Below are 25,976 nucleotides of genomic sequence, written 5' to 3'. Positions count from 1 at the left end.
TCTTTCTTAGATTGGCCCGTTTTCTTGTACGAATGGAGATGCTAGTTTGAAACGTGGAAGGTGAGGCGATTCAATCTTCTTCCGCGGTTAGAATGTTTTCGAATTGTCTATAATTTTTAACATTTGAGCGAGCCGGATTACCGGCCTCGTTTATTTTTGAAGATATACCTGATCTGAAATGAAATTTCTCATTACTGGCGGTTGTGGTTTCATTGGGTCTGCTGTTGTCCGGCGCGTCATTGGCCATACGGCTCATGAGGTGGTGACGGTCGACAAGATGACCTATGCGGCGTCGCATGAGGCGCTGGGCGAGGCGCTGGGGCATCCGCGCCATCACCTGGTTCATGCCGACATCGCGGATGCCGCGGCGATGCGCGCCGTCTTCGAGGCGCACCGGCCCGATATCGTGATGCATCTCGCCGCCGAATCCCATGTCGATCGTTCGATCGACGGGCCGCGCGATTTCATCGACACCAATATCACCGGCACCTTCGTCCTGCTGGAGGCCGCCCGCGCCTGGTTCGCCACGCTGGACGAAGCCGGCCGCGGGCGCTTCCGCTTCCACCACATCTCGACCGACGAGGTGTTCGGCGCGCTTGAACCCGACGATCCCCCCTTCACCGAAACCACCCCCTACAACCCCCGCAGCCCCTATGCCGCGAGCAAGGCCGCCTCGGACCATCTCGTCCGCGCCTGGCAGCACACCTACGGCCTGCCCACCATCGTCTCCAACACCACCAACAATTACGGCCCGTGGCAGTTCCCCGAGAAGCTCATCCCGCTGGTGCTGATCAACGCGCTCGAAGGCCAGCCTTTGCCCGTCTATGGCGATGGCTCGAACATGCGCGACTGGCTCTTCGTCGAGGATCACGCCGAGGCGCTCCTCGCCGTCGCCCTCACCGGCACGCCGGGCGAGACCTACGCCATCGGCGCCCGCCAGCCCCGCACCAATCTTGACGTCGTTCGCACCATCTGCCGCCTGCTCGATGACCGCCGGCCGGATCCCGCCGGCCCGCGCGAGCGGCTGATCAGCTTCGTGACCGACCGGCCGGGACACGATTTCCGCTACGAGATCGACCCCGCGCGCAGCGAGGCCGCGCTCGGCTGGCGCGCCGCGCACGATTTCGAGGCCGGCCTCGCCCGCACCATCGACTGGTATCTGGCCAACGAGCCCTGGTGGCGCGCCATCCGCGCCCGCCTCTATGCCGGCCAGCGCCTCGGGCACGCGGCATGATTCGCAAGGGAATCATCCTCGCCGGCGGTTCCGGCACCCGCCTGCACCCCTCCACCCTCGCCGCCTCGAAGCAGCTCCTGCCGGTCTATGACAAGCCGATGATCTACTATCCGCTGTCGACCCTGCTGCTCGCCGGCATCCGCGACCTGCTGCTGATCTCCACCCCGCAGGACCTGCCGCAGTTCCGCCGCCTGCTCGGCGACGGCGCGCAATACGGCATCCGCATCGACTATGCCGCCCAACCCGCGCCGGACGGCCTTGCCCAGGCCTTCCTGATTGGCGAGGACTGGCTCGCCGGCGAGGCCTGCGCCCTCGCCCTCGGCGACAACCTCATCCACGCCGACCATCTCTCCATCGCGCTGCGCCAGGCCGCCAGCCGCAAGGACGGCGCCACCGTCTTCGCCTATCAGGTGCGCGACCCCGAACGCTACGGCGTCGTCTCCTTCGACGAGGCCGGCCGCGCCACCGGCATCGTCGAGAAACCCGCCACCCCCACCTCGCACTGGGCGGTGACCGGCCTCTATTTCTACGATCGCCGGGTGACGGAATTCGCCCACCGCATCCGCCCCTCGGCGCGCGGCGAGCTTGAGATCACCGATCTCAACCGGCTCTATCTCGACGACGGCTCCCTCACCGTCGAGCGGCTCGGCCGCGGCACCGCCTGGCTCGATGCCGGCACCCCGGACTCGCTGCTGCAGGCCGCCACCTTCGTGCAGACCATCCAGGCCCGCCAGGGCCAGCTCGTCGGCTGCCCCGAGGAGGTCGCCTTCCGCATGGGCTTCATCGACGCCGACACGCTGCGCCACCACGCCAAGCGGCTCGGCAAGACAGATCTCGGCCGCGCGCTGCGCGAACTCGCCGACGCCGAGGCCGCATGATCCAGCCGCTCGACCTGCCCGAGGTGAAACTCATCACCCCGCCGCGCTTCGCCGATTCCCGCGGCTGGTTCAGCGAAACCTGGAACCAGGCGAAGCTCGCCGCCCTCGGCTTCAGCGAAACCTTCGTGCAGGACAACCACTCCTGCTCTACCCGGCCCTTCACCATCCGCGGCCTGCACTGCCAGATCGCCCCCTTCGCCCAGGGCAAGCTCGTCCGCTGCGTGCGCGGCGCGATCTGGGATGTCGCGGTCGATATCCGCCACGGCTCGCCCAGTTTCGGCCGCTTCGCCGCCGCCGAACTCTCCGCCGCCAATGGCGCCCAGCTCTGGATTCCGCCCGGCTTCCTGCACGGGTTCTGCACCACCGAGCCCGAGACCGAAGTCGTCTACAAGGTCACCGCCCCCTACGACAAAGCCTCCGAACGCGGCGTGATCTGGAACGACCCCGATCTCGCCCTGCCCTGGCCGGTTCCCGCCGGCGCCGCCCTGCTCTCGGACAAGGACACGCTGCTGCCCCGCCTCGCCGCGGCCGAACCGTGGTTCGGGTTCTGACATGCCGACCCGCCCGATCCTGATCACCGGCGCGAGCGGCCAGCTCGGCCACGCCCTTGCCGCCCATGCGGCCAGAACCGGTATCCCGGCCCGCGCCGTCGGCCGCCCCGGATTCGATTTCGACGCGCCGGAGACGATCGCCGCCACCTTCGGCGCCGCCGACCCCGCCCTCGTCGTCAACGCCGCCGCATGGACCGCCGTCGACGCCGCCGAGACCAGCGCCGACGCCGCCTTCCGCGCCAATCGCGACGGACCCGCCGCCCTCGCCGCCCTCTGCCGCGCGCACGGCATTCCGCTCATCCATGTCTCGACCGACTATGTGTTCGACGGCAGCAAGGGCGCGCCCTACACCGAAACCGACCCGATCGCCCCGCTCGGCGTCTATGGCGAAAGCAAGGCCGCCGGCGAGGCGGCCGTGCTCGCCTCCGGCGTCGACGCGCTCATCCTGCGCACCGCCTGGGTCTTCTCCGCCACCGGCAGGAATTTCGCCCGCACCATGATCGCCGCCGCACGCCGCCTGCCGGCGCTGCGCGTCGTCGCCGATCAGCGCGGCGCCCCCACCGCCGCCGAAGACCTTGCCGAGGCCATCCTCGCCATCGCCTCCCGCATCCTCGCCGCGGGCTGGCAGCCCGGCTTCGCCGGCATCTTCCACGCCACCAGCGCCGGCGACACGTCCTGGCACGGTTTCGCCACCGAAATCCTCGCCATCGCCGCCCGCCACGGCACGCCCCGCCCCGACATCGTCCCCATCGCCACCGCGGACTGGCCCACACCCGCCCGCCGCCCCGCCGATTCCCGACTCGATTGCACGAAACTCAGACAAACCTTCGGCCTCGCGCTGCCCCACTGGCGGGACGCCACCTCACGCATCGTCCCCGCCCTCATCGCGCAGGGCGACGCGCCGTGATCACCATCCTTCTCTCCACCTATAACGGGGCGCGGTTTCTGCCCGAGCAGCTCGCGAGCTTCGAAGCCCAGACGGATCGGGGCTGGCGTCTGCTCTGGCGCGATGATGGCTCGTCGGATGCGACGCGTGAGATGATGGAGGATTTCACCCGCCGGATCGGTGCCGAACGGTGCCGCGAGGCGGCCAACTCCCGAATCCATCTGGGCGCGGGGCAGAGTTTCCTCTCCCTTCTCGCCGAAGCCCAGGACGCCCGGATCATCGCCTTTGCCGATCAGGACGATGTCTGGCTGCCCGAGAAGCTCGCGCGCGCCCGCCTCGCGCTGAGCGGGCAGAAGACCGGGGCGCACCTCTACACCGCGCGCCAGTATCTGGTCGATGCCAGGCTCCAGAACCGCCGGCTTTCCAGCCTGCCCGGCCGCAAGCCGGGCTTTCCCGCCTGCCTTACGCAGAACGTCGTGCATGGCAACACCGCGGCGATGAACCGAGCCGCCGCCGACCTGATCCGGCGTATCCCCGGCCCGGCCGGCACGGTGCATGACTGGTGGAGCTATATCGTCGTCAGCGCGTGCGGCGGTTCCATCACCGTCGATCCCAGGCCCGTCGTGCTGTACCGGCAGCACGAGGGCAACCTGATCGGATCGCCGCGGACGACCGTGGCGCGCGCCGTCGGCGCGATCAAGCGCGGCCCGGATATCTTCATGTCCATGATGCGGCGCCATGTCCGCCAGCTCGAGGCGCATGGCGACCTGCTCGCCGCGACGGCGCGCGACGATCTCGCCCGCATCTCCGCCGGGCTCGAGGGCGGGTTGGCGCCACGCCTCAGCGCCGTGCGCTGCCCCGGCCTGTCGCGGCAGACCGCCCTCGAAAACCTGTTGTTCCGGCTCTGGTTCGTCTTCGGCTGAACCGGCGGAACGCCTATTTGACAGGGTCTGCGACCGCCAGCGTCTCGATGCGCCAGCCGCCATCGCCGGTCAGCAGCAGCCGCCGCGCGTGATAGCGGATGATGGTAGAGCGGTGACCGACGCTGATGATGGTCGCCGCCGGCAGGTCTTCGAGCAGAATGCGATACATCGACGCCTCGTAGGCCTCGTCCAGCGAGGAGGTCGCCTCGTCGAGGATGACCACATCCGGGCGAAGCAAGACGCAGCGGGCGAAGCCGATGCGCTGCTGTTCGCCGAGCGAGAGCTCGCGGTCCCAGGGCTGCTCGGACTCCAGCCGGTCGACAAGATGGCCGAGCCCCACGCGGCGCAGCGCCGCCGCCACGTCCGCCGGGGCCAGGGTGTCGGTATACGGAAAGCCGATGCTTTCGATCAGCCTGCCATTCGCAAGATATGGCCGCTGCGGCACGAACAGCATCCGCCCGGCGGGCGTCGTCACTCGCCCCTCGCCGAACGGCCAGATACCGGCGATGGCGCGGACCAGCGTGCTTTTCCCCGAACCCGTCGGCCCGCTGACCAGAAGCCGCTCGCCGGGCGCGACCCGGAGATCGAGCGCATCGAGCAGCTTGCGCCCATCCGGCAGGGTGAGCGACAGGCGCTCGACCGAGAGTTCCGCATCGTCGCCGCGCGCATGGACGATGCGCGGCGCGGCGGCGGCGGCGTGATGATGCCGCAGGCTCACCTCCAGCGCGTAGAGGCGGTCGACCACCGCGCGCCACTCGGTGATCGACAGGTAGCCCTGGCCGATCGAGCTGAAATTGTTGAGAATGAAGGCGAAGGCCTGCTGGGTCTGGCCGAAGGCGTTGTTGGTCTGCGAGACCGTGCCGATCAGGATCCGCTTGGCGAGGTAGGAGGGGATGACCAGGCCGAAGGCGAGCAGCCCGCCGAGCGTGTTGAAGGAAAAGTTGAACGTGTTGACGAACACGGTGCGGTAGACCCGGCGATAGAAAATCTCGACCACCGGCGCGAAGTTCCGCTTGAGCCGCTTCGCCTCCGCCTCGCCGCTCTGCGCGGTTGCGATGGCCTCGGAATTATCCCGCACGCGGACCAGCTCGAAGCGGAAATTGCCCTGCATGCGCTGCTGGATATTGTTGAGCCAGAACAGCGGCTTGCCGATGATCAGGATCAGCCATGTGCCGCCGATCGCATAGATCAGGTTCATCCAGAGCAGCAGGCCGGGGACATAGACGCCGAACAGCCGGAGATTGCGGCTGAGCATCCAGAGCATCACCGAGAACGAGACGATCGTGACGACGGACTGCAGGGCGTTGAGCGGCAGGTTCACGGTCTGGCCGGTGAAGAAGTCGATATCGTCGGAAATGCGCTGGTCGGGGTTGTCGACATCGCGGTCGTCGAGCTGCATCCGGTAATGCGCCTGGCGGGCCATCCAGCCATCGACCATGTGCCCGGTCAACCAGCGCCGCCAGCGGATCTGGAAGATCTGCACGAGATACTGGCTCGCGGTGTTGATCACCACGACCATCGCGGCCAGCCCGAGAAAGATCCAGAACAGGCGCCAGATCTTGGCCACGTCGTAGCGCTGCATCGCATCGAAGAACGATCCGTTCCAGACCGTCAGGGCATAGTTCATCGCCACGATCACCAGCACCATGACGACGTTGAGGATCAGCAGCCCCCACGCCATCGCCCGTTCTTCCGAACGGAAAAACGGCTTCGCGACATAGAGCAGGCGGTGGAAAAATCCGGTCCGGGCGAGCTCGTCGTCCATCTCTGTCTCCGCATCCACAGGTGTTCCCGCCCCCATATAGGCGCGGATGCCGCAAGACCAGCCGGCGCCGCGATATCATTTGCCTTCCGGCACACTCCGGCGCGGCGCTCTCGCGCCATCGTGAGCCCGGCCGCCGGCGCGGCGGTTGAACATCGCGCCCCGGCTGCAAACCTGCGGGGTCATGGCGCGCGTCCCATCGGGCTTAATTATGCTTAACGGGCATGAATCAAAGCTGACTTGCCGATGCCGGGCGCGGGTCTTAAGACCGGGACCCGAACAGGAGGGATGACATGGCCAGTAGCGACACCGCCGGCAACGAGATTGCGCTGGAGCGCCAGAAGGCGGTCCTCGCCCGGCCGATGACCGAGACCCGACAGCTTGCCAACGCCGTGCGCGCGCTGGCGATCGACGGCGTCGAGGCCGCGAAGTCCGGCCATCCCGGCATGCCGATGGGCATGGCCGATGTCGCCACGGTGCTGTGGACGAAGTTCATGAAGTTCGATGCGGCCGACCCGCACTGGCCGGACCGCGACCGCTTCATTCTCTCGGCCGGCCACGGCTCGATGCTGCTCTACGCGCTGCTGCACCTCACCGGCTACGAGGGCATGTCGATCGAGGATCTGCGCCAGTTCCGCCAGCTCGGCGCGCGCGCCGCCGGGCATCCCGAGCGGATCGAGCATCCCGCCATCGAAATGACCACCGGCCCGCTCGGCCAGGGCATCTCGACGGCGACCGGCTTCGCCCTCGCCGAGCGCATGCTCGCCGCCCGCTTCGGCAAGGGGCTGGTCGATCATCGCACCTGGGTCATCGCCTCGGATGGCGACATGATGGAGGGCGTGTCCCACGAGGCCTGCGCCATCGCCGGCCATCTCGGCCTCGACAAGCTCACCGTCTTTTACGACGACAACGAGATCTCGATCGACGGCGGCACCGACATCGCGATGACCGACGACGTGCTGAAGCGCTTCGCCGGCTATGGCTGGGCCACCCGCCGGATCGACGGGCACGACCCCGAGCAGATCGAGGCCGCCATCCGCTTCGCCCTGCGCAGCCGCAAGCCGACGCTGATCGCCTGCCGCACCATCATCGGCTTCGGCGCGCCGAAAAAGGCCGGCACCCCGGCCACCCACGGCTCGCCCCTCGGCGCCGACGAGGCGGCCGCCGCCAAGGCGCTGCTCGGCTGGACCGCGCCGCCCTTCACCGTGCCGGACGAGATCCTCGCCCCCTGGCGCGCGGCCGGGGCGCGCGGCGCCGGCGCGCGCGGCGCCTGGGCGAAGCGCCACGCCGCCAGCGACCGGCGCGCCGCCTTCGACGCCGCCCTCGCCGGCGACCTGCCGGCCGAATACACGACCGCGATGGAAGCCCTGCGCGAGACGATCGCCGCCGGGAAGCCGAATATCGCCACCCGCCAGGCCAGCCAGATGGCGCTCGACGCGGTGGTGCCGGTGGTGCCGGAACTGGTCGGCGGCTCGGCCGACCTCACCCCCTCGAACAACACCTTCGTCACGTCGATGGGCGTGTTCACGGCGAAGGACCATGCCGGGCGCTATCTGCATTTCGGCGTGCGCGAGCATGGCATGGCGACCACGCTGAACGGCATTGCCCTACATGGCGGGCTGATCCCCTATGGCGGCACGTTCTTCATCTTTTCCGATTATTGCCGCCCGGCCATCCGCCTTGCCGCGCTGATGCGCGTGCGCTCGATCTTCGTGCTCACCCACGATTCGATCGGCCTTGGCGAGGACGGGCCGACCCACCAGCCGGTCGAGCATCTCGCCTCGTTCCGCGCCATGCCGAACGTGCTGGTGCTGCGCCCCGGCGACGCGATGGAGACCGCCGAATGCTGGGACATCGCGCTGCGGCACAAGGACGGGCCGGTGCTGCTCGTGCTCAGCCGCCAGGCGATGCCGACCCTGCCGCGCGATCATGGCGCTGAAAACCTCTCCGCCCGCGGCGGCTATGTCGTCGCTCCGGCCGAGGGGCAGCGGCGCGCCACCATCCTCGCCACCGGCTCGGAAGTCGCCCTCGCGCTGAAGGCGCGCGAGATGCTGGCGGCCGAGGGAATCGCCGTCGCCGTCGCCTCGGTGCCGAGCTTCGAACTGCTCGAACGCCAGGACCCCGGCTACCGCACCGAGGTGCTGGGCGAAGGCCCGCGCATCGGCGTGGAGGCCGCGGTCGGCTTCGGCTGGGAGCGTCTGCTCGGGGCGGATGGCGCCTTCATCGGCATGCACGGCTTCGGCGCCAGCGCGCCCTACCAGAAACTGTTCCAGCATTTCGGCATCACCGCCGAGGCGGTCGTTGCGGCAGTGAAAGCGAAGCTGTAATTCCCCCCTGTCACAGCCCAGAGCTTACCTGAACGTTTTCGAGGGAGACTTCATCATATGACCATCAAAGTCGCGATCAACGGATTCGGCCGCATCGGGCGCCTCGTGCTGCGCGCGATGATCGAGAGCGGACGTTCCGACGTCGAATGCGTCCTGATCAACGACCTCGGAAGCGTCGAGGACAACGCCCACCTGCTGCGCTACGACTCGGTGCATGGCCGCTTCCCCGGCACCGTCGAGGTGAAGGGCGACAGCATCGTCATCACCAATGCCGGCCGCACCTATGCGCCGATCCGGGTTTCCGCCGAGCGCGACCCGGCGAAGGTGCCGATGCAGGGTGTCGACGTGGCGATGGAATGCACCGGCCTGTTCACCAAGCGCGACGCCGCGGCGAAGCTGATCGAGGCCGGCGCCCGCAAGGTCCTGGTCTCCGCCCCGGCGGACGGGGTGGACGCCACCATCGTCTACGGCGTGAACCACCACACGCTGACCAAGGACATGACGATCATCTCCAACGCCTCCTGCACCACCAACTGCCTCGCGCCGATGGCGATGGTGCTGCACGAGACCTTCGGGATCGAGCGTGGCTACATGGTGACGATCCACTCCTATACCGGCGACCAGAAAACGGTGGACACCCTGCACAAGGACCGTCACCGCGCCCGCGCCGCCGCGCTCTCGATGATCCCGACCACCACGGGCGCGGCCCGCGCCGTCGGCCTCGTCCTGCCCGAGCTGAAGGGCAAGCTCGACGGCACCGCGATCCGCGTGCCGACCCCGAATGTCTCGCTCGTCTCGCTCGACGTGAACCTGAAGACGCAGGCCAGCAAGGACGAGATCAACGCGGCGATGAAGGCGGCTTCCGAGGGCAAGCTCAAGGGCATTCTCGACTATTCGACCGAGGCCCTGGTCAGCGCCGATTTCAACCATGTCGCCTATTCATGTAGCTTCGATGCGCCGCAGACCGCGGTGATCGACAACGCGCTCACCCGCGTCATGGGCTGGTACGACAATGAATGGGGCTTCTCGAACCGGATGAGCGACACCGCCGCCCTGTTCGGGTCGCTCTGATGGCGGACTGGCGCCCGCTCGACGGGGTCGATGTCAGGGGAAAGCGCGTGCTCGTGCGCGCCGACCTCAACGTGCCGCTGCGCGACGGGCGGATCACCGACCTCACCCGCATCGAGCGCCTCTCGCCCACCATCGTCGAACTCGCCGGCAAGGGTGCGAAGGTGATCGTGCTGTCGCATTTCGACCGGCCGAAGGGCAAGGTCGTGCCCGAGATGTCGCTCCGTCCGGTTGCCGAGGCGCTCGGCGCGGTGCTGCGTCGGCCCACCGCCTTCGCCGGTGACTGCGTCGGCCCCACGGCCGAAGCCGCCGTCGGCGCGCTGGCGGAGGGCGACATCATCGTGCTGGAAAACACCCGCTTCCATCCCGGCGAGGAGAGCAACGACCCCGCGCTGGCGAAGGCGATCGCCGCCAATGGCGACATCTTCGTCAACGACGCCTTTTCCGCCGCGCACCGCGCCCATGCCACCACCGAGGGTCTCGCCCATCTCCTGCCGGCCTATGCCGGGCGGCTGATGCAGGCGGAACTCGCCGCCCTGGAAGCGGCGCTCAGCCACCCGAAGCGGCCGGTCGGCGCCATCGTCGGCGGCTCGAAAGTCTCCACCAAGCTCGACCTGCTGACCAACCTGATCACCAAAGTCGACCTGCTGGTGATCGGCGGGGCGATGGCGAACACCTTCCTCGCCGCCCAGGGCGCCGAACTCGGCACATCGTTGCAGGAGCCCGCGCTGCACGACACCGCCCGCGCCATCGTCGAATCGGCGGCGGCGCATGGCTGCCGCATCCTGCTGCCGTCGGATTTCGTGGTCAGCGAAACCTTCGCGCCGAACCCGCCCACCGAAACCGTGCCGGCGAACGCGGTGCCGGCGAACGCGATGGCGCTCGATGTCGGCCCCGCCACCGCCGCGGCGATCATCGCCGCGGTGAGGGAGCTGAAGACGCTGATCTGGAACGGCCCGCTCGGCGCCTTCGAGACCCCGCCTTTCGACGCCTCGACCATGCGACTCGCCGCCGCGGTGGCGGAGGCGACGGCGGGCGGGCTGATCTCGGTCGCCGGCGGTGGCGACACGGTGGCGGCGCTGCGCCTGGCCGGCGTGACCGACCGGCTGACCTATGTCTCCTCGGCCGGCGGCGCCTTTCTCGAATGGATGGAGGGCAAGACCCTCCCCGGCGTCGCGGCACTCGGCGAGCACTGATCGGCACCGCGCGGAATGGATTGAACCGCCGGCGCGGGGGACCGCGCCGGCGGTTCGTGTTTCGGAACCTTGCCCGCGCAGACAGGGGCGCTGAGCGGGGCCGGGTTCCGGGATGATCCATGGCACTGTGAAATAGAGCATCGTTATCCGGTCGGATGATGCTCTATCATATTGAAAAATAGAGCATCCTTATCCCGGCGGATGATGCTCTACCATGTTGAGAAATAGAGCATCCCTATCCGGTTGAATGATGTTCTATCCACTTTATTTTTTCATCGCGGGAACGACGACGGCCTGGATCACCGTTTCGGCGTCGGGAAGAGAGTTGACAACCAGCTTTTGCTTGACCTGAAACGCCTTGATCGCGGCTTGAGTGCTGGGGCCGAATTGGCCGTCCACCGGGCCTGAAAGATATTTATGCTTCTTCAGGTAGGTCTGAAGACGCTTCAGGGTCGTCTCGCGGATCGCGACGGACTTGCCGCCGAACGACGCCGTCACCAGCGGCGACGAGGTGTGTATCGCGCCGAGTTTCAGCGTGTCGATAATCGAGTTCGCAACTCCGGCGACCATCGCCTTGCCGTTCTTGGCGCAGATGTTGACAACGAGGTTTGTCATCGCGTTCGCGGACTGAACAGGCACGATATCGAACGTATTGGGATCAACACGATTGAGGGCGCTGATATATCCCATCAGCCAGCTCGACAACTCCGCACGCACGGCGACCTGGCCATGGTTGATGGCGTTGACCGTATCCGCGCAGGATGTCGCGCCAATGCCATTGACGGCAAAATTACCCCTGGCATCGGCTGCCCGGGCTGCGTGCGAAGCGAACCAGCCGCACGCGAGAGCGACAGTTGCGACCTTGACGAGACGAGACGTACGACAACCCATCAATGAACTCCATGTCCAAGCGGTTAAGCAAAAAAGAGGGGAAGCGAATGCTTCCCCTCCAAGGTGTTCTTGCTCCAGTTAGTGAGCAACAACCGTGTTGATGGCGCTGTTGCCGGTCGCCCGAGCAACAATGCTGTTATTCGCGACATTGACAGTGCTGCCAGTTGCGCCAGGAGCACCGGTCGTGACGCCGAAGGCGTTGTAGCCGGCAGTGGCGGTCACGTTGCCAGTGTTGGCCTGGGTGTTCTGCAACGCGCTGGTTGCGTTGCCACTATTCAGGCCAGCAAGGGTCACCGTGTTCTGGGCCGAGTTGCCGAAGGCGTTCACGTTGACGGCATTGCCCATGACGCTCACGCTGGTGTTCTGAACCTGTGCCGTACCGCCGGTTGCACCGTTCAGAGCCACGCTGAACTGGCTGGTGGGCGCGGTTGCACCGAATTCAGAACTCGTCGCGCTGACCGACCCGCTGTTGGTCTGGGCGTTCAGAGCCACGAACTGCGCCGTGGTGGCCGTCGTTCCGCCAGCCGAAGCACCGGCCGCCTGGGTGCCGAAGCTCGCGGTCGGCAGGGCGTTGAGTGCGTTCACGCTGGAGTTGCCCGCCGCCTGCACATTCAGAGCATTGTTCGTCAGTGCAATCGTCGAGCCGGAGGCCGCCGGAGTGGTCGCGGTGCCGCCGGTCAGGCTGAACTGAACGTTCGAGGTGCCTGCCGCGGAAACCGAGTCGGCGTTGTTCTGGTTATTCAGCAATGCTGCCGGCGCGTTCACGGTCGAGCCCGCGACGTTGAGCGTGTTCGCCGCGGTGTTGGCGATGGCGTTCGCCGTCGTCGTGTTACCGTTGAGAACAACCGAGCTGCTCTGCAGGCCGGTGCTGCCAGCCGTATCGCTGTTGCTGACCGAGCTGTTGGCCTGGGCGGTCACGCCGGTGGTGGCACCGGACGAGGACTGCGTGTTGTTCAATGCGTATGCCGCATTGACCGTTTGCAGATTCGTCGTGATCGACGCCGCGCTGGTTGTGGGGTTGTCCAGCGTCGTCGCGTTTGCCGTCAGCGTGTTGGTCGCGCTGTTGGCATTCGCCGTGGCCGTTGTGGTGTTGCCGTTCAGCGCCAGGCTGGAGCTGGAGCCGATCGCGCCCGGGGAGGTCACGGTCTGGCCGACCGTCGATGTGGTCGTGGCCGAGGTGGCCACGGTACCCGCGGTAGCCGTCACGTTATTGGTCGCATTCTGGCTCGACACCAGGGCGCCGGACGTCGCGTAGGTCCCCGCTGTCGTATTGTTCTGCGAAATCGTGCCGTTGACCGTGAGGGCAGTCGTCGCGACGTTGGCCTGGGCCGTCGCGTTCAGCGAGTTATTCGACACGCTGAGGGTCGATCCCGAAATCGCCGGCGAGGTTGCCGAGCTGGTGATCTCGGCTCCACCATAGGCCGTGGCGCTGGTGATCGAGGCGTTGGTTTGCGCGTTGACCGCCGACAGATCGGCCGTGGCCGTTTGCGAGGTGGTCGACGCAACGGTTGCGCTGCTCTGGGTTCCCGCAAGGGCGCCGCCGTTGACAGTATCCGCCGTCACCGAGACGTTGGTGGTGCCAACGTTGCCCTGCGCGACCGCGCCATAGTTGTTACCCGTCACCGACAAGGTGCTGTTGGTCAGATTACCAGACGTGGCAACCTGACCGAACGGCGTGGTGTTCAGGGCAGGAACGGTAATTGTTCCTGCGGTTGCGACAGTCTTCGCCCCCGTATTGATCGTAAAGGTCGTTCCCGTCGGGAATGTAAATGTCGACGACGACGTTCCCGGCGTCAACACCACATTGGTCCCACTAACCGAGACAGTGCCACCACCCGTAGCCGAAATGACAGAGGCCAACTGAGCCGGCGTGAGGCCCGTCCCTGTCGTGCTGAACGTAAGGGTCTGGCCCGAAGTCAGTGTAATCGTGTTATTGGTGCTTGCAATCGAAGACCCGGTGTAATTACCGTTGACGCCGGTGGTTGACGTCACGGCCGGGGAGCCGGCATTACCGACAGACGCCGAAGTGCCGCCAGCGCTCGTCACCGTCTGGACATTGAGCCCGCCGGCGGAGCTTGTCAGCACCGCAACCGGCGTGGTGGAGGTGCCGATCACGAGGTTATTCGACGCGCTGTTGGTGGTCGCCGACGCGTTAAAGTTGTTGTTCTGCGCCTGCAGGGTCGAATTCGAGACCGCACCGGTGCCGCCGAGGCTGAGAAGCGCGCCAGTATTGGTCTGGGTTGCCGAGACAGTATTGGAGGCGGACTGGGTGTTGGCCACGCTGAAGCCCGCGTTCACCGACGCCGTGGTTCCATTATAGGACACAGGCGCGGTAATGGCCGTCCCGCTTGCATCGATCAGGCTGGTGCCGGTGACGGTCAGGTTGTTGGCGGAAGCGAGGTTGCCGTTGGCCTGGGCCAGCGCATTATTGCCGCTGAGGCTCAGCGTCGAGCCGCTGACGGTACCCGTTCCGGTTGCCGTCGTCAGATCGAACAGACCCGTATTCGTCGAGGCGCCGGTCACCGTGCTGGCAACTTGACCGCTCAACGTCGAGGTGTTGGCAACCGCCGCCACGGGCAGGAAGGCTGGCGGCGGCGTTGCTCCGGCAGTCGGCTGCGCAAGGTCGGTGATCGAGACGTTGGCAGCGTTGCTGGTCTGGTTGCCGTAGCCCGCCGCAACAAACTGGTTATTGGTGTTGCTGACGGTCGAGCCGCTCACATTACCCGCACCGAGAGACACCAGAAGCGGATTCGTGGTTGTCGCCCCCGCGGTCACACTCGCGGTTTCGGACTGGCTGTTGAACAATGCCAGCGCCGCATCCGCGCTATTGCTGGTCGACGCCAGAGACACAGCGGTGGCTGGGGCCGTCGCCGTGTAGACGTTAAGGCCGGTCGAGGTCGAGTTCAGCGTGTTGGCATTCGCATTGCCATACGCCAGAGACCGCAGGATGTTGCCGTTGGCGCCGCCGAGGGTGATCGAGGAGTTCGAGATCGGGTTGTTGCCCGTCGTATTCGCCGCGATCTCGATATTCGGGTTCAGCAGCGTGGCGGAGGCGCCGCTTGCGTCGGTCTGCACGCTGGCGAGACCCGCGGAGCCGGCCAACTGGTCAGCATTGACGCTGAGCGCATTCGACGCGTTGTTGCTCTGCGCGATAGCCTGGGCCGCGTAGGTTCCGGCCGCGCCGGACAGGCTCAGGGTATCACCGGTAAGAGTGGTTCCATTGGCTGTCAGTTTGATCGCGTTGCCGCTGTTGGTGGCGGCGACCGGCGAGGTGCTGGAACTCTGGTTGTTGCCAACGGACAGGCCGGCGGCGGCCGTCAGTGTGGTTCCATCATAGGTCAGGCCCGCCAGCGACGCGGTACCCGCATTCGGGTATGCGTTCACGTTGGTGCCGCTCACCGTCAGCGCGTTGCCGGCGCCGCCGGTTGCGCTCACCGCGTTGTTGCCAACCGCCGACGCGCTGGTGCCGTTACCCGTCAAAGCCAGGGTGGAGTTGCTGACCGTGGCGGTGGCGAGGGGGGTCGTGGTTCCATCGGTTCCGGCGGTCAGCGAGACGGTGTTGCCGGAGTTGTTGGCGGTGACGGCCGAGCCGGTCGCGGTCTGCAGGCTGTTGATGCCGATCAGCCCATCGAGCGTGGCGGCATTGGCGCCCGAAGTCGGGATGGTGACGGCGTTCGACACGCTATTGTTGGTGGCCGACGCGTTGATGGTGTTGCCGGTTCCGCTCACCGTCGAGCCGCTCACGTTCTGCGCGAGGGAGGTGATGCTGTTACCGGAGACCGACGACTGAGCGGCGATGGAATTGACCTGGGATTGCTGGCTGGCGATCCCGAAATCAGCCTGGAGGGTATTCGTGGGCGTGCCCGAAGCCGACGTGTTCGCCTGCGTCGTGGTCGCACCGGCGAGGTTCATCGTGCCGGCGAGTTCGGCGAGATTGGTCGCGGTATTGCCCGTGGAGGAGCCGCTGATCGCGTTGCCCGACTGGGTCAGGCTGCCGTTCGAGAGCGTGATCGGGTTGTTGGTCGAAGCACCCGACGCGACGGACGCGGTGATGCTGTTTCCAGTCACAGAGCTCGTCGTCGCACCTGTCGGCGCGGTCGTCTGGGTGTTGCTTTGCAGGTTGCTGACCAGCGCGCTGCCATCGAGGCTGGGCGCCGAGCCGGAGGCAACCGAAAGCGTGCTGGTCGCGGTATTGCCGGTGTAGGAGGCCGACACGGTGTTGCCCGTCTGCGCCGCAGTCAGCGACTGCGTCTGCGCGGTTGTCCCGGTCGAGGAATTTACCGCGAGATTGACCGTGTTGTTCGTGGTGGAAGCAGCGCTTGTTCCGGCGATGGAATTATTGGCCTGCGCGTTGCTCAGGGCAATATTGGCGGAGGCGTCGAGGGCGTTGCCCGTTGTCGCCTGAGACGAGAGAACGGCACTGCCCGGCGCACCCTGACCCACGTAGGTTACCGGAACAGCACCGCTGATGGTGGTGTTGCTCGCATTTCCGGTCGCCGACGACGAAATGGCGTTGGCGCTCTGGGCGAGGCTGGAACCGCTGACGGCGTCCGTCGTGACGTTCCGGAGCGTGTTGGCGGTGGTGATCGCGTTGACGGCAACGACGTAGGTATTTGCGCCATTCGTCGTTGCGTTATTGGCTTCCTGGGCCAGGACCGCAAGGCCGTTGCCGGTTGTTCCCGCCGTCGTGCCGCCGATCGTCGCCAGATCGACCGTGTTGGTCAGGGTGTTGCCCGTGGCCTGCGCAGCGATGGTGTTCGCGGTTGTCGTTGACGAATTGGCAACAGTGCCGGTACCACCGGTGCCGGTGAACGTCGCGCCAGAGGTCTGGTTGGACGCGGTGGCCGAGATCGCCAGATTGGCGGTTGCCGTGCTGGACGGGGTATTCTGGGCATTGAAATAGTTAGATGTATACCCAGTCGCCGCGCCGGGGCCGGCCGCCACGCCGGACGTCGTGACCGTTGCGCCGACAGTTGTTTTCGCAGTCTGCGCAAATCCCTGGCCGCCATACATGGCGCCGAAGAATAGCAAACTTGCCGCTGTAGATCCCAGCAGATTAGTTCGTAGCTTTGCGTCTTTCAAAGCTCTCTCCCATTTTGAAAATTAACCATCCTGTTTTGGATGCATTTATGGTCTATCTGATTCGTAAGATTTTGGTATCTTTACGATGTCGTCATTTGTATTTTCTTTTATTTATATTATTTATTAATCGTAACGATTGCCACCTTCTGATAACTTGAGCCCTCATGATAGATTTTGCTGTCGGTATCGGACGGGGCCCACTGGGTGGTGACCACCGGCGCCGCCATGCCATGGGTTGCAAGACCCGACTTCAGCGCGGCTATGCGGGCCTGGACGAACCCGTAACGGTTCATGGGAGACCAATCCTCGAGGGCGGGCGCCAGCAGCTCGACCGTTATCGGGGCTTTTGCTGCCATCTGCGCGATCTTTGTGAGGAGACCGCCATCTCCTGGCGGGATCTCCGATGAACCGAAATCGAAGGCCAGCTTGATCATGGCGCCCCCGCTGGCGCCCGCAAGCGGCCTGGCAAGCGGCCTGGCAAGCGGCTGCTCAGCGCCGGGAGGCATTGGCGGCTGGATGATCTTTACGTGGTTTGGCGTCTTGCGCAGCTGATCGGCCGTCTTTTCGGAGATGCGATCCCGGACCTTTTTCATACAGGGCAGAGGACTCAGATGCTCGGCTGCCGCCACCAGATCCAGCGTCCCCTGTTCCAGCGTGGTGCGCACGCCAAGCTCCAGCGGCTCCTCGTTCTTGGCCCCGATGTTCACATCCCACAGGTCGCTGCCGAAGAACCGGAAAATGCCGGCGCTCACCTGATAGCCGACGATCTGCTTTTCGAGACTGACGGTTTTGACAATCTGTGTCGTCTGGGTATCCACAAGCTCGAGGTCGATCGCGATGTTTTCGGTGAAGGTGGTTGCCGAGGGGCCGGACAGATTCTGCATGACCTGCACGCCACCACTTTGAATATTGTAATTCAGCTCGGTAATGCCGCCGATGATGTAATATTGTGAACGCAGGATCGTGCCGCCATAATAGGGCATCCACGGCACCGGGCCTGCGCCCGGCTTCAACTGGTGCGGACGGCCATCGCCCAGCTCTCGCTGGTCGGTGTAACCCAGCTCCATCTGGGTGATATGAGGATCGACGCGCTCAACCTGCGTTATCGCGTTGCCGAGATGCCCCAGAGCCGTCTCGACCATCAGCGCGCCGCCCTGCGTGATGGCGTTGCCCTCGTTGATGTTGTAGCGGCCCGTGTAGTCCTTGATGTCGCCGACCGCGAAGGTCAGGCGCGGCTTGTCGTCGCGGACGATCTCGTCGGCGAGGCAGGCGAAGGCCGGATCGACCGGCGTCAGATTGTATCTGACCTTGGGACCCAGCACGATAGGCGCCTCTCCGGGCTCAACCCGCTGCATGCCGATGGACGCGCAGCCTACCAGCGCCTGACTGCTCAAGAGCAGCACCGCGGTGCCGCGCAGCATGCGCGCTCGTGAAACACGCCGAATCAAGCAGCGCGGGGATGTCGCCAGCGCCACCAGGTTGCGTGGCAGGGGAAGAAGACGATTTTCAGTTGTCTGGGTCATGGCTAGTTCAGCGATCCGGAACCAACAGAACATGCAGTACTGTTGCTTACTGACGCGCTCTGCGTCCCCCCATTGGTCTGGTTACTGTTAAGCGCCTGGGAATAGGTTCCGGCGATCGACGTGCTTGTCGAACCATTCAGGACGGTTCCGACCGCGCCGCTGTTTGTCTGCCCCGTCGTGGTCAGGGGCGTGCCTGCGGTCGATGCCGACAGCGAAGACTGCGTTGAACTTGAATTGCCGGTTGCGCTTGGCGTCGCACCGATCGTGCTTGGCGAACCGGCCGTCGCTGCGGTCGTTCCCGAATTTCCGTACGTTGTCGGCGCAACGTTGCAGTTCGTCTGCTTCGCGATATTTGTTGTACTGTAGGAATTATATACAGGAGAATGATACATTCCTGCCTGTTTTTGGAGAATTATGCTTTCCACGGCACCGAGATTGGCAAGATCGGCTGGCGTCGGGAGTTGATAAGGCGAATCCGTTCCATACCCGTTTGCCCGCGCTCCTGCCGTCATCGCAGCCAGGACAATGAAAAGCCGCGTGCAGTGCCTCAGCTTTCTTCTGAACATCACCAAACCTCGAATCATACGCTTTGTGCATAGCCCGGTATTTTGCGTTTGGCATGTTTTAATGTGCAATTAATTGTATATATTATGTTCAATGCTGTGATTGTAAATTTTGTCAGAACAAGACGCAACCAATAGGAATAGTTTTTCTATAAATATCGAATATTTTAAATATTTTATATTATCATTTTCAGGATAAAATATTTGCGGATTCCGCCGAGGATAGAGCACTTTCCGATCAGATGACTCCATCCGATCGGGTGATGCTCCATGTGCCTCAAGGACGTAGCGGAGTGGGCGGACCCAGATGTGGAGTGCGTCAGCCGTTGCGGGCGGCGGCGGCCGGGGTGCGGAGCTGGCGCCGCAATTCGGCCTCGGAAACCGGGGGGGAGAAGAAATAGCCCTGCGCCCAGTCGCAGCCGAGGCTGGTCACGTAGTCGAGCTGGACGGCGGTTTCCACGCCTTCGGCGGTGACGGGCAGGTTGAGTGCCGCGGTCATGCCCATGATCGCCTCGAAGATGGGCTGGCGGTCGCCAGGCGCGCGGATGCGGGAGAGGAAGGATTTGTCGATCTTGACGACATCGACCTTGAACGTGTCGAGATAGGAGAGCGAGGAAAAGCCGGTGCCGAAATCGTCGAGCACCAGCATCGCGCCAAGTTCGCGCAGGTCTTGCAGGAGGCGGGCGCTGGCGGCGTTCTGCGAGAGCAGCACGGATTCGGTGATTTCGAGCTTGAGACGGCTCGCGGGCAGGCCGCCGGCGGCGAGGGCTTCGGTGACGGTAGCGCGGATGTCGCCGATCTCGAACTGGCGGGGTGAGACATTGACGGAAATCTTGACGTCGTCCGGCCAGGCGCGGGCGGCGGCGCAGGCGCGGCGCAGCACCCAGGCGCCGAGGGCGGCGATCTGCCCGCTTTCCTCGGCGAGCGGGATGAACTCGGCGGGCGGAATGAGGCCGCGGGCGGGATGGTGCCAGCGGAGCAGCGCCTCGACGCCGACGGTGCGGCGGGTTGCGAGATGGACGATGGGCTGGAAATCGAGCGCGAATTCGCCGCGGCCGAGCGCGCCCGACAACTCGGCGCGCAGGCGGCGGCTGGCCTCGTCGGCTTGCAGCATGTCGGGGTGGAACAGGCGGTAGGTGCCGCGGGCGCGGGATTTGGCGACGTAGAGCGCGCGATCGGCCTGGCGGTAGAGGGAGTCGGCGTCGGCCTGGCCGGGGAGTGCGACGGCGACGCCGATCGAGGCGCCGGCGGGCAGCGAGATGCCATCGACCTCGAAAGGCTGGCGCAGCGCGGCGAGAATGCGGTCGGCCAGCGCCAGGGCGTCGGGCGGGGCGGAGACGCCGGTCTGCATGATGACGAATTCATCGCCGCCGCAACGGGCCAGCAGATCGCGCGAGCGCAGGCAGAGGCGCAGCCGGCTGACGAGCTGGCGCAGCACGGCATCGCCGGTCGGGTGGCCGTGCTGGTCGTTGATTTCCTTGAAATAGTCGAGATCGAGGCAGAGCAGCGCGGTGAGGTTTCCGGGCTGCTGGCACTGCAACTGCTCGGCCAGGCGGGAGAACAGGGAGGCGCGGTTGGCGGCGCCGGTCATGTAGTCGACGCTGGCGGCGTAGCGGAGCTGCTGCTGGGCGAGGCGCTTTTCCGAGACGTCGCGCAGGAAGAGCGAGATGTCGCTGGCTTCGGCGACGATGGTGGCTTCCAGCCAGCGATCGGTCGGCGGCCAGAACAGCTCGAAATGGGCGCCGGCGCCGGTTTCCATCGCCCGCTTCAGCGCGGCGCAAAGCTCGCGGCAATGGGCGGAGGCGAAGAGACCGTCGGCGTCGAGGCCCTCCGGCGGCGCGTCGAGCCCGAGCAGGGGGGCGAGGCGCGCATTGGCGAAGGTGACGGCGCCGGCGGCATCGAAGACGATCACCGCGTCGCCGCTGGCCTCAAGCACGCGCAGGGCCAGCGCCTCGGACGCCTTGCGCGCGTTTTCCGCCATCCAGCGGTCGGTAATGTCTTCGAGCGTGCCGTACCAGCGCAGGATCTGCCCGGCCTCATCGCGGCGGGCGGCGGCGCGGGCGCGCACCCAGGCATAGGCGCCATCGGCGGCGCGGATGCGGAACTCGACATCGACCGGATCGCCGCTGGCAAGGCTGTGCTGCCAGGCGGCAAGGGTGGGCGGGAGATCGTCCGGGTGGACGGCGGAGGTCCAGCCGAAGGGCATGGTCTCCTCGCGGGTCATGCCGGTGATGGCGAGCCATTGCGGGCCGACTTCGAGAATCCCGCCATCCGGCCCCGCCGTCCAGGGGATTTGCGGGTGCAGCTCCACCATGTGGCGGTAATGGTCCTCGCTTTCGCGCAGCGCCGCCTCGACCCGCCGGAACGGGGTGACATCCTGGGTGGTGCCGCGCAGCTGAGCGACGCGGCCATCGGCCCCGATCACCGGCTCGGCATGGGTAAGCACGGCGTGGATGGCGCCATCGGGCAGGACGGTGCGGTATTCCAGCGTGACCGGCGTCGCGGTTTGAACCGCTTCGCGGAAACAGGCCATGGCGTAATGATAGTCGTCGGGGTGGATGATGCGGCGAAGCTGGTCGTAATCCATCTCCGCGGCCGCGCCCTCGATGCCGAGCAGCCAGAGGGTTTCGGTTGAAAGCCAGACGCGATGGCGGGCGAGATCCCAGCGCCAGGCGCCGACCCGGGCGAGGCGATGGGCACTGGCGAGTTCCTCGGTGCGGCGGGCAAGCTCGGCGGCGAGGGCGGCGAGACGGTCGTTCTCGGTGCTGCCGAGGGCGCCGGCGGCAAGATCCGGCAGGGCGCCGATATCCGCGATGATGCCGGCGAGACGCAGGGGCCGCCCGGCCTCATCGCGCCCGACGACGTGGAAGCGGGCGAGCTGCCAGAAGGCGCCGGGCGCGGCCCCGGCGCGGCGGAAGGCGATGTCGAGCCCCATACTGCCGGGCGCAGCCGCGGCGTCGAGCGCAGCGGCAACGCGGGCGCGGTCGTCCGTATCGATGCCGGCGAGAAAGGCGGCGAGCGACTCGGCGGCCGGCTGGTTGGAGTCCGGACCGGGCGCGCCGCCGGCGAGCGGGCGGACCCGCCCGGCGAGCGGATCGATCTCCCAGGCGGCGAACCCGCGGGCGCCGGCGAGCACCTGGCAGAGCGTCGGCTGCTGCGCGGCGTCCTGCGCGGTCATCACGGCGCCTCCGCCGGGGCGGGCGGCGGATCGGCCGGCAGGTCGCGCAGCAGGGCCACCATGTCCGGCGGCGCCAGTGGCCGTTGCAGGCCGGCATGGTAGCGGCGGAACCCGCCGCGCCCGCCATGCTTGGCGGCGTAGAGCGCGCGGTCGGCGCGTTCGAGCAGGGTTTCGGGATCGTCGCCGTCGGACGGGCAGAGCGCGAGACCGACCGAGGCGGTGACGGTGAGCGGCGCGGGCCGTGTGGCCAGCGGCTGGCCGATCGTCGTGACGATGCGGCCGGCCAGAGCGAGCGCGTGATCCTCGTGCGAGATGCCGCGCTGGATCACGCAGAACTCGTCGCCGCCGAGGCGGGCCACGGTGTCGCCGGCGCGGATCACCCCGCTGAGCCGACGGCCGATGATGCGCAGCACGCTGTCGCCGACGATGTGGCCGAACTGGTCGTTGATCGGCTTGAATCCGTCGAGATCGACGAGCAGGACGGCGACCAGTTCGCCGCTGCGCGGGGCCGCGGCGAGCGCCTCGGCGAGGCGCTGGGTGAACTGGCCGCGATTGGGCAGGCCGGTGAGATTGTCGTGCGCGGCGAGGTGGCGGGCGCGGGCCTCGGCCTCGCGAAAGCGGGTCACGTCCGACAGGGCGGCGATGATGAACGGCGTGGGACCGGCCAGCGTGTCGAGCTGGATCAGGCGCTTGCGGGTGATCACGATGCGCTGCCGGCCGCCGGCGCCGGTGACGATTTCCTCGGTCTCGTCGCTTTCGCCGGTGGCGAAGACGCGGTCGTCCACCCGCCAGTAGCCTTCGAGCAGCGCGCGCGGCACCCGCCCCTCGCCATTGCGGCCGACGAGCGACTCGCGCGGATAGCCGACGAAATCCGCCATCGCCTGATTGACCAGGACGAGGCGGTGATCGCGGTCGATCAGGAAGACCGGATTGGGCAGCGAATCCAGCAGGGTTTGCAGGACTTCCACCGTGAGGATGATCGACGACTGATCGAACAAGGACAATCTCTGGGGCGCGATTTCATTTGCGTAAAGCGATACACTATCGCGTGATATGATTAAATTTTAGTTAATTGCAATATGTGGCGGTGTGAATCGAGGGGTCAGACCGGCTTGCCGCGAGCGGCGCGCAGCAGGTTGCGATAGGTGCCGTCGAAGATCGTGCCGGTGGCCGAGGTCCAGCGGGAGGACTGGCCGAGCGTGTCGCGGCTGGCGTGGATGCGGCGGGCGCGCAGCTCGCGCGCGGCGGCTTCCTCGGGGGGCATCGGCGCGAGTTCGAGCGCGGGATCGGCCGGCACCACGACGAGCTGGATGAAGGGCTCGCCCCGGCGGAAGACATGGGTGACGCCCGCAGGCGGCGCCTTGAAGACGACGAAGGAGATCATCGGCCACCAGGCGGTGCGCAGCAGCGCGGGGACGGCCAGCGGCACGTCGCCGGTCTCGTCGGTGAAGTAGCGGGGGTGGGGCTCGGCGCGGACGGCCATCGGCTCGTCAACCGCGATGTCGAGCAGGAGCTGACAGGTGTAGTAGCCGGGGCCGAAGGGGCGGAAGGGCGGCCAGTTGACGCCGGTGCCCGGATCGGCGCCCCAGTCGCTCTCCAGCGCCACATGGCCATCCCGGCGGGTGACGCGGAGTTCGTTCTCATAGGGGTAGAACACCTCGATCCCGTATTGCGCGCCCTCGACGAAGGGGGCGCAGTGCCAGGGCTGCTCGTGCGCGCCGTCGCCCCGCTTCTCGGGCGCGCCGCCCCAGCCCGGCACGTCGAGCCGGGTGCGCCGCGGCGCCAGCCCCGGCTCGAAATAGCGCAGCCTTACCTTCGTCGTCATCGCCCTCCCCTCACCCGGCGGCGGTTCAACGCCAGTCCGGCCGCGGATACCAGCCGTAATAGCCATAATACCCGTAATAGCCGTGATGGTGGTGATGATGGTGGTGGTGGTGCTGGTAGTAGCGATAGCGGCGATAGGCGTGGTGGTGGTGATGGTGGTGGTCGACCAGGTCGAGCCTTGCCGGCGCCTCGGCCGGGGCGCGGGCGAGCAGCGCGTCATGCGCGCGGAGGATGGCGGCGGGCGCGTCCACCGGGGCGAGCAGCTCGGCATAGCTCGCGGCCGGCGGCAGCGGCGCGGGCTCGGCCAGGGCCGTCGCGGGCGCGGCGGCGGCGAGACCGCCCAGCGCGCCGAGAAGCCCGATCGTGGTTCGTTCCATCTGCGCTCTCCTTTCGGTTGCGGCAGCATTGAAGCGGCGGGGCGTGTCATTTCTGTGACTGAACTGCGGCGGAATCCATAAATCCTTGTCACCAAACCTTGTCGCCGGCCGCCGCACCGGATCGGCGGACGGCGCGCGGGAGACGGCATTTGACGCGGCGGCGGACATGGCGCAGGATTTTTGGAATTCCGAATGCGGCGGGAACGGGGATGGAGCGGATCGAGACCGCGGAGACGCTGATCGACCAGGTTTATGAACGGGTGGTGGAGGCGATCGCCGATGGCGACCTGCTGCCGGGCATGCGCATCCGCCAGGGCGAGCTGGCCGCGCGGCTCGGCGTGTCGCGCCAGCCGGTGAGCCACGCGCTGCATCTGCTGCACCGCCAGGGCCTGCTGCGCGAGAGCGGGCGCAAGGGCTTCGAGATCGCGCCGGTCGACCCCGAACGGATCGTCCAGATCCATGACGTGCGCGCCGCCCTCGACGGGCTTGCCGCGCGCCGCGCCGCCGCCCGGCGGGATGCCGGCGCCCTGGCCGCGCTCGACGCCATCATCGCCGCCGCCGGCGCGGCCGGCGGCGTTCCCGCCCTGCTGCGGCTCGACCTCGCCTTTCACCGCGCGCTCTACCGCGCCTCGGGCAACCCGGTCTTCGAGACGATGACCGGCCCGCATTTTCCCGCCCTCGCCCGCGCCATGGCGGCGGTGCTGGAGACCGAAGACTACCGCGCCCGGGCCTGGCGCGAGCACGCCGAAATCCTCGCCCGCGTGCGCGCGGGCGACGAGGCGGGGGCCGAGGCGGCGGCGCGCGAGCATGCGAGCGATGCCGGCGCGATCACCGCGCGCCGCCTCGCCGAACGCGCGCGGACGGGCTGAGCCACAACCGACAAACGACAGAACAGGAGGAAACGACATGCAACTCACCGCACAGCAGATCGAGGATTTCCACCGCGAGGGCTGGCTGTTCCTGCCCGAGCTGTTCAGCCCCGCGGAGGTGGCGCTGCTCAAGCGCGAGTCCGAGGCGATCTATCGCGAGCACCGGCCCGAAGTCTGGCGCGAGAAGACCGGCGCGCCGCGCACCGCCTTCGCCGCGCATACCTATAACGAGGCGTTCGGCACGCTAGGCGCGCATCCGCGGCTGATCCGGCCGGTCGAGCAGATCTTCGGCGAGCAGGTCTACATGCACCAGTACAAGATCAACGCGAAGGCGGCCTTTACCGGCGAGGTGTGGCAGTGGCACCAGGATTACGGCACCTGGAAGCGCGATGACGGCATGCCGGAGCCGCGGGCGATGAACATTTCGGTGTTTCTCGACGAGGTGATGCCGATCAACGGCCCGCTGCTGCTGGTGCCGCGCAGCCACAATGCGGGCGACCTGGAGGCGCGCCACGATGTCGAGACCACGTCCTACCCGCTCTGGACGCTGGACGAGGCGACGGTGAGCCGGCTCGTCGCCGAGGGCGGGATCGTCGCGCCCACCGGCAAGCCGGGCGGCGTGCTGATGTTCCACGGCAATCTCGTGCATGGCTCGGCCGGGAACATCACGCCCTATCCGCGCCGCATCGTGTATCTGACGCTCAACGCGGTTTCCAACCACATCCGCACGCCGACGCGGCCGGAGTTCATCGCGCACCGGGATTTCGCGCCGATCGTGCCGGTGGCGGACGATGCGCTGGCGCGGCTTGCGGCGCACACGCCCCGCGCGGCGGCGGAATGAGGC

At 66.6% G+C, this 25,976-nt stretch carries 20 protein-coding genes; 11 read left to right on the top strand and 9 right to left on the bottom strand.

Annotation, left to right across the window (positions count from 1 at the left end; genetic code table 11):
- Nucleotides 1-70: 70 nt before the first annotated feature.
- Nucleotides 71-256 carry a hypothetical protein gene (locus ACIDOCELLA78_RS80825; RefSeq protein ID WP_214006268.1) on the bottom strand — a complete coding sequence of 62 codons (186 nt, stop codon included), beginning with the start codon at nt 254-256 and terminating at the stop codon, nt 71-73.
- Between ACIDOCELLA78_RS80825 and rfbB the strand changes: the two genes are divergently transcribed.
- The 5 genes from rfbB to ACIDOCELLA78_RS80800 are packed head-to-tail and all read left to right on the top strand — an operon-like array spanning nt 179 to nt 4,472.
- Nucleotides 179-1,234, top strand: a complete 1,056-nt coding sequence (gene rfbB, locus ACIDOCELLA78_RS80820; RefSeq protein ID WP_201727433.1) for a dTDP-glucose 4,6-dehydratase — start codon at nt 179-181, stop codon at nt 1,232-1,234. The genes ACIDOCELLA78_RS80825 and rfbB overlap by 78 nt on opposite strands.
- Entirely contained in the window at nt 1,231-2,112 is an 882-nt protein-coding gene (rfbA, locus tag ACIDOCELLA78_RS80815) for a glucose-1-phosphate thymidylyltransferase RfbA (RefSeq protein ID WP_201727432.1), read from the top strand. Before rfbB ends, rfbA begins: the two co-directional genes overlap by 4 nt.
- Nucleotides 2,109-2,663, top strand: a complete 555-nt coding sequence (rfbC, locus tag ACIDOCELLA78_RS80810; protein ID WP_201727431.1) for a dTDP-4-dehydrorhamnose 3,5-epimerase — start codon at nt 2,109-2,111, stop codon at nt 2,661-2,663. The genes rfbA and rfbC overlap by 4 nt, the downstream gene beginning before the upstream one ends.
- Nucleotide 2,664: 1 nt before the next feature.
- Nucleotides 2,665-3,570 (top strand): dTDP-4-dehydrorhamnose reductase, encoded by a 906-nt coding sequence (gene rfbD / locus ACIDOCELLA78_RS80805; protein ID WP_201727430.1) that lies wholly within the window; start codon nt 2,665-2,667, stop codon nt 3,568-3,570.
- A complete protein-coding gene (locus ACIDOCELLA78_RS80800; RefSeq protein ID WP_201727429.1) occupies nt 3,567-4,472 on the top strand; it encodes a glycosyltransferase in 906 nt (301 codons plus the stop codon). The genes rfbD and ACIDOCELLA78_RS80800 overlap by 4 nt, the downstream gene beginning before the upstream one ends.
- 13 nt (nt 4,473-4,485) lie before the next feature.
- Here the strand turns inward: ACIDOCELLA78_RS80800 and ACIDOCELLA78_RS80795 are convergent, their stop codons facing one another.
- A complete protein-coding gene (locus ACIDOCELLA78_RS80795; protein WP_201727428.1) occupies nt 4,486-6,237 on the bottom strand; it encodes an ABC transporter ATP-binding protein/permease in 1,752 nt (583 codons plus the stop codon).
- 290 nt (nt 6,238-6,527) lie between these two features.
- On the opposite strand from ACIDOCELLA78_RS80795, the gene tkt reads away from it, so the two are divergent.
- From tkt to ACIDOCELLA78_RS80780, 3 genes are read left to right on the top strand one after another with little or no spacing between them, the layout of a single operon-like run.
- Nucleotides 6,528-8,561, top strand: a complete 2,034-nt coding sequence (gene tkt, locus ACIDOCELLA78_RS80790) for a transketolase (protein ID WP_201727427.1) — start codon at nt 6,528-6,530, stop codon at nt 8,559-8,561.
- A 57-nt stretch (nt 8,562-8,618) separates the two neighbouring features.
- Nucleotides 8,619-9,632 carry a type I glyceraldehyde-3-phosphate dehydrogenase gene (gene gap, locus ACIDOCELLA78_RS80785; RefSeq protein ID WP_201727426.1) on the top strand — a complete coding sequence of 338 codons (1,014 nt, stop codon included), beginning with the start codon at nt 8,619-8,621 and terminating at the stop codon, nt 9,630-9,632.
- The gene (locus tag ACIDOCELLA78_RS80780) at nt 9,632-10,825 is read left to right on the top strand and encodes a phosphoglycerate kinase (RefSeq protein WP_201727425.1); all 1,194 of its coding nucleotides are present in this window, start codon (nt 9,632-9,634) and stop codon (nt 10,823-10,825) included. The genes gap and ACIDOCELLA78_RS80780 overlap by 1 nt, the downstream gene beginning before the upstream one ends.
- Nucleotides 10,826-11,089: 264 nt before the next feature.
- Here ACIDOCELLA78_RS80780 and ACIDOCELLA78_RS80775 read toward each other — a convergent pair whose 3' ends face one another.
- The 3 genes from ACIDOCELLA78_RS80775 to ACIDOCELLA78_RS80765 all read right to left on the bottom strand — a co-directional run bounded on the left by ACIDOCELLA78_RS80775 (nt 11,090) and on the right by ACIDOCELLA78_RS80765 (nt 18,321).
- Nucleotides 11,090-11,716: a peptidoglycan-binding protein gene (locus ACIDOCELLA78_RS80775; protein ID WP_201727424.1), complete on the bottom strand. Its 627-nt coding sequence runs from the start codon at nt 11,714-11,716 to the stop codon at nt 11,090-11,092.
- Between the two features lie 78 nt (nt 11,717-11,794).
- Nucleotides 11,795-16,729, bottom strand: a complete 4,935-nt coding sequence (locus tag ACIDOCELLA78_RS80770) for an S-layer family protein (RefSeq protein ID WP_214006260.1) — start codon at nt 16,727-16,729, stop codon at nt 11,795-11,797.
- A gap of 185 nt (nt 16,730-16,914) precedes the next feature.
- The gene (locus ACIDOCELLA78_RS80765) at nt 16,915-18,321 is read right to left on the bottom strand and encodes a CsgG/HfaB family protein (RefSeq protein WP_201727422.1); all 1,407 of its coding nucleotides are present in this window, start codon (nt 18,319-18,321) and stop codon (nt 16,915-16,917) included.
- A 120-nt stretch (nt 18,322-18,441) separates the two neighbouring features.
- Here ACIDOCELLA78_RS80765 and ACIDOCELLA78_RS80760 point away from each other — a divergent pair, with 120 nt between their 5' ends.
- On the top strand, nt 18,442-18,687 hold the full coding sequence (locus tag ACIDOCELLA78_RS80760; protein ID WP_201727421.1) for a hypothetical protein: 246 nt from the start codon (nt 18,442-18,444) through the stop codon (nt 18,685-18,687).
- Nucleotides 18,688-19,203: 516 nt separating this feature from the next.
- On the opposite strand, the gene ACIDOCELLA78_RS80755 is transcribed toward ACIDOCELLA78_RS80760, so the two are convergent.
- From ACIDOCELLA78_RS80755 to ACIDOCELLA78_RS80740, 4 genes are all read right to left on the bottom strand, one after another.
- Nucleotides 19,204-22,062: an EAL domain-containing protein gene (locus ACIDOCELLA78_RS80755; protein WP_201727420.1), complete on the bottom strand. Its 2,859-nt coding sequence runs from the start codon at nt 22,060-22,062 to the stop codon at nt 19,204-19,206.
- A complete protein-coding gene (locus tag ACIDOCELLA78_RS80750; protein WP_201727419.1) occupies nt 22,062-23,060 on the bottom strand; it encodes a sensor domain-containing diguanylate cyclase in 999 nt (332 codons plus the stop codon). The genes ACIDOCELLA78_RS80755 and ACIDOCELLA78_RS80750 overlap by 1 nt, the downstream gene beginning before the upstream one ends.
- Before the next feature lie 104 nt (nt 23,061-23,164).
- A complete protein-coding gene (locus tag ACIDOCELLA78_RS80745) occupies nt 23,165-23,887 on the bottom strand; it encodes a hypothetical protein (protein ID WP_201727418.1) in 723 nt (240 codons plus the stop codon).
- Between the two features lie 25 nt (nt 23,888-23,912).
- On the bottom strand, nt 23,913-24,263 hold the full coding sequence (locus ACIDOCELLA78_RS80740; protein ID WP_201727417.1) for a hypothetical protein: 351 nt from the start codon (nt 24,261-24,263) through the stop codon (nt 23,913-23,915).
- A 209-nt stretch (nt 24,264-24,472) separates the two neighbouring features.
- Between ACIDOCELLA78_RS80740 and ACIDOCELLA78_RS80735 the strand changes: the two genes are divergently transcribed.
- Both ACIDOCELLA78_RS80735 and ACIDOCELLA78_RS80730 read left to right on the top strand, forming a co-directional pair.
- The gene (locus ACIDOCELLA78_RS80735) at nt 24,473-25,132 is read left to right on the top strand and encodes a GntR family transcriptional regulator (protein ID WP_201727416.1); all 660 of its coding nucleotides are present in this window, start codon (nt 24,473-24,475) and stop codon (nt 25,130-25,132) included.
- 37 nt (nt 25,133-25,169) lie between these two features.
- Entirely contained in the window at nt 25,170-25,973 is an 804-nt protein-coding gene (locus tag ACIDOCELLA78_RS80730; protein WP_201727415.1) for a phytanoyl-CoA dioxygenase family protein, read from the top strand.
- The last annotated feature ends 3 nt before the right edge of the window (nt 25,974-25,976 follow it).

The sequence above is a fragment of the Acidocella sp. C78 genome (assembly GCF_907164655.1).
Note: the sequence above shows the minus strand (reverse complement) of the source record. Positions and strands in the feature narration are given on the sequence as shown.

Excerpts from the sequence above, each read along its gene's own strand:
- ACIDOCELLA78_RS80770 (WP_214006260.1), bottom strand. The coding sequence starts at position 16,729 with ATGTATGGCGGCCAGGGATTTGCGCAGACTGCGAAAACAACTGTCGGC.
- ACIDOCELLA78_RS80775 (WP_201727424.1), bottom strand. The coding sequence starts at position 11,716 with ATGGGTTGTCGTACGTCTCGTCTCGTCAAGGTCGCAACTGTCGCTCTC.
- ACIDOCELLA78_RS80765 (WP_201727422.1), bottom strand. The coding sequence starts at position 18,321 with ATGACCCAGACAACTGAAAATCGTCTTCTTCCCCTGCCACGCAACCTG.
- ACIDOCELLA78_RS80740 (WP_201727417.1), bottom strand. The coding sequence starts at position 24,263 with ATGGAACGAACCACGATCGGGCTTCTCGGCGCGCTGGGCGGTCTCGCC.
- rfbC (WP_201727431.1), top strand. The coding sequence starts at position 2,109 with ATGATCCAGCCGCTCGACCTGCCCGAGGTGAAACTCATCACCCCGCCG.
- ACIDOCELLA78_RS80755 (WP_201727420.1), bottom strand. The coding sequence starts at position 22,062 with ATGACCGCGCAGGACGCCGCGCAGCAGCCGACGCTCTGCCAGGTGCTC.
- ACIDOCELLA78_RS80795 (WP_201727428.1), bottom strand. The coding sequence starts at position 6,237 with ATGGACGACGAGCTCGCCCGGACCGGATTTTTCCACCGCCTGCTCTAT.
- rfbA (WP_201727432.1), top strand. The coding sequence starts at position 1,231 with ATGATTCGCAAGGGAATCATCCTCGCCGGCGGTTCCGGCACCCGCCTG.
- ACIDOCELLA78_RS80825 (WP_214006268.1), bottom strand. The coding sequence starts at position 256 with ATGAGCCGTATGGCCAATGACGCGCCGGACAACAGCAGACCCAATGAA.
- ACIDOCELLA78_RS80730 (WP_201727415.1), top strand. The coding sequence starts at position 25,170 with ATGCAACTCACCGCACAGCAGATCGAGGATTTCCACCGCGAGGGCTGG.
- gap (WP_201727426.1), top strand. The coding sequence starts at position 8,619 with ATGACCATCAAAGTCGCGATCAACGGATTCGGCCGCATCGGGCGCCTC.
- rfbB (WP_201727433.1), top strand. The coding sequence starts at position 179 with ATGAAATTTCTCATTACTGGCGGTTGTGGTTTCATTGGGTCTGCTGTT.
- rfbD (WP_201727430.1), top strand. The coding sequence starts at position 2,665 with ATGCCGACCCGCCCGATCCTGATCACCGGCGCGAGCGGCCAGCTCGGC.
- tkt (WP_201727427.1), top strand. The coding sequence starts at position 6,528 with ATGGCCAGTAGCGACACCGCCGGCAACGAGATTGCGCTGGAGCGCCAG.
- ACIDOCELLA78_RS80745 (WP_201727418.1), bottom strand. The coding sequence starts at position 23,887 with ATGACGACGAAGGTAAGGCTGCGCTATTTCGAGCCGGGGCTGGCGCCG.
- ACIDOCELLA78_RS80735 (WP_201727416.1), top strand. The coding sequence starts at position 24,473 with ATGGAGCGGATCGAGACCGCGGAGACGCTGATCGACCAGGTTTATGAA.
- ACIDOCELLA78_RS80780 (WP_201727425.1), top strand. The coding sequence starts at position 9,632 with ATGGCGGACTGGCGCCCGCTCGACGGGGTCGATGTCAGGGGAAAGCGC.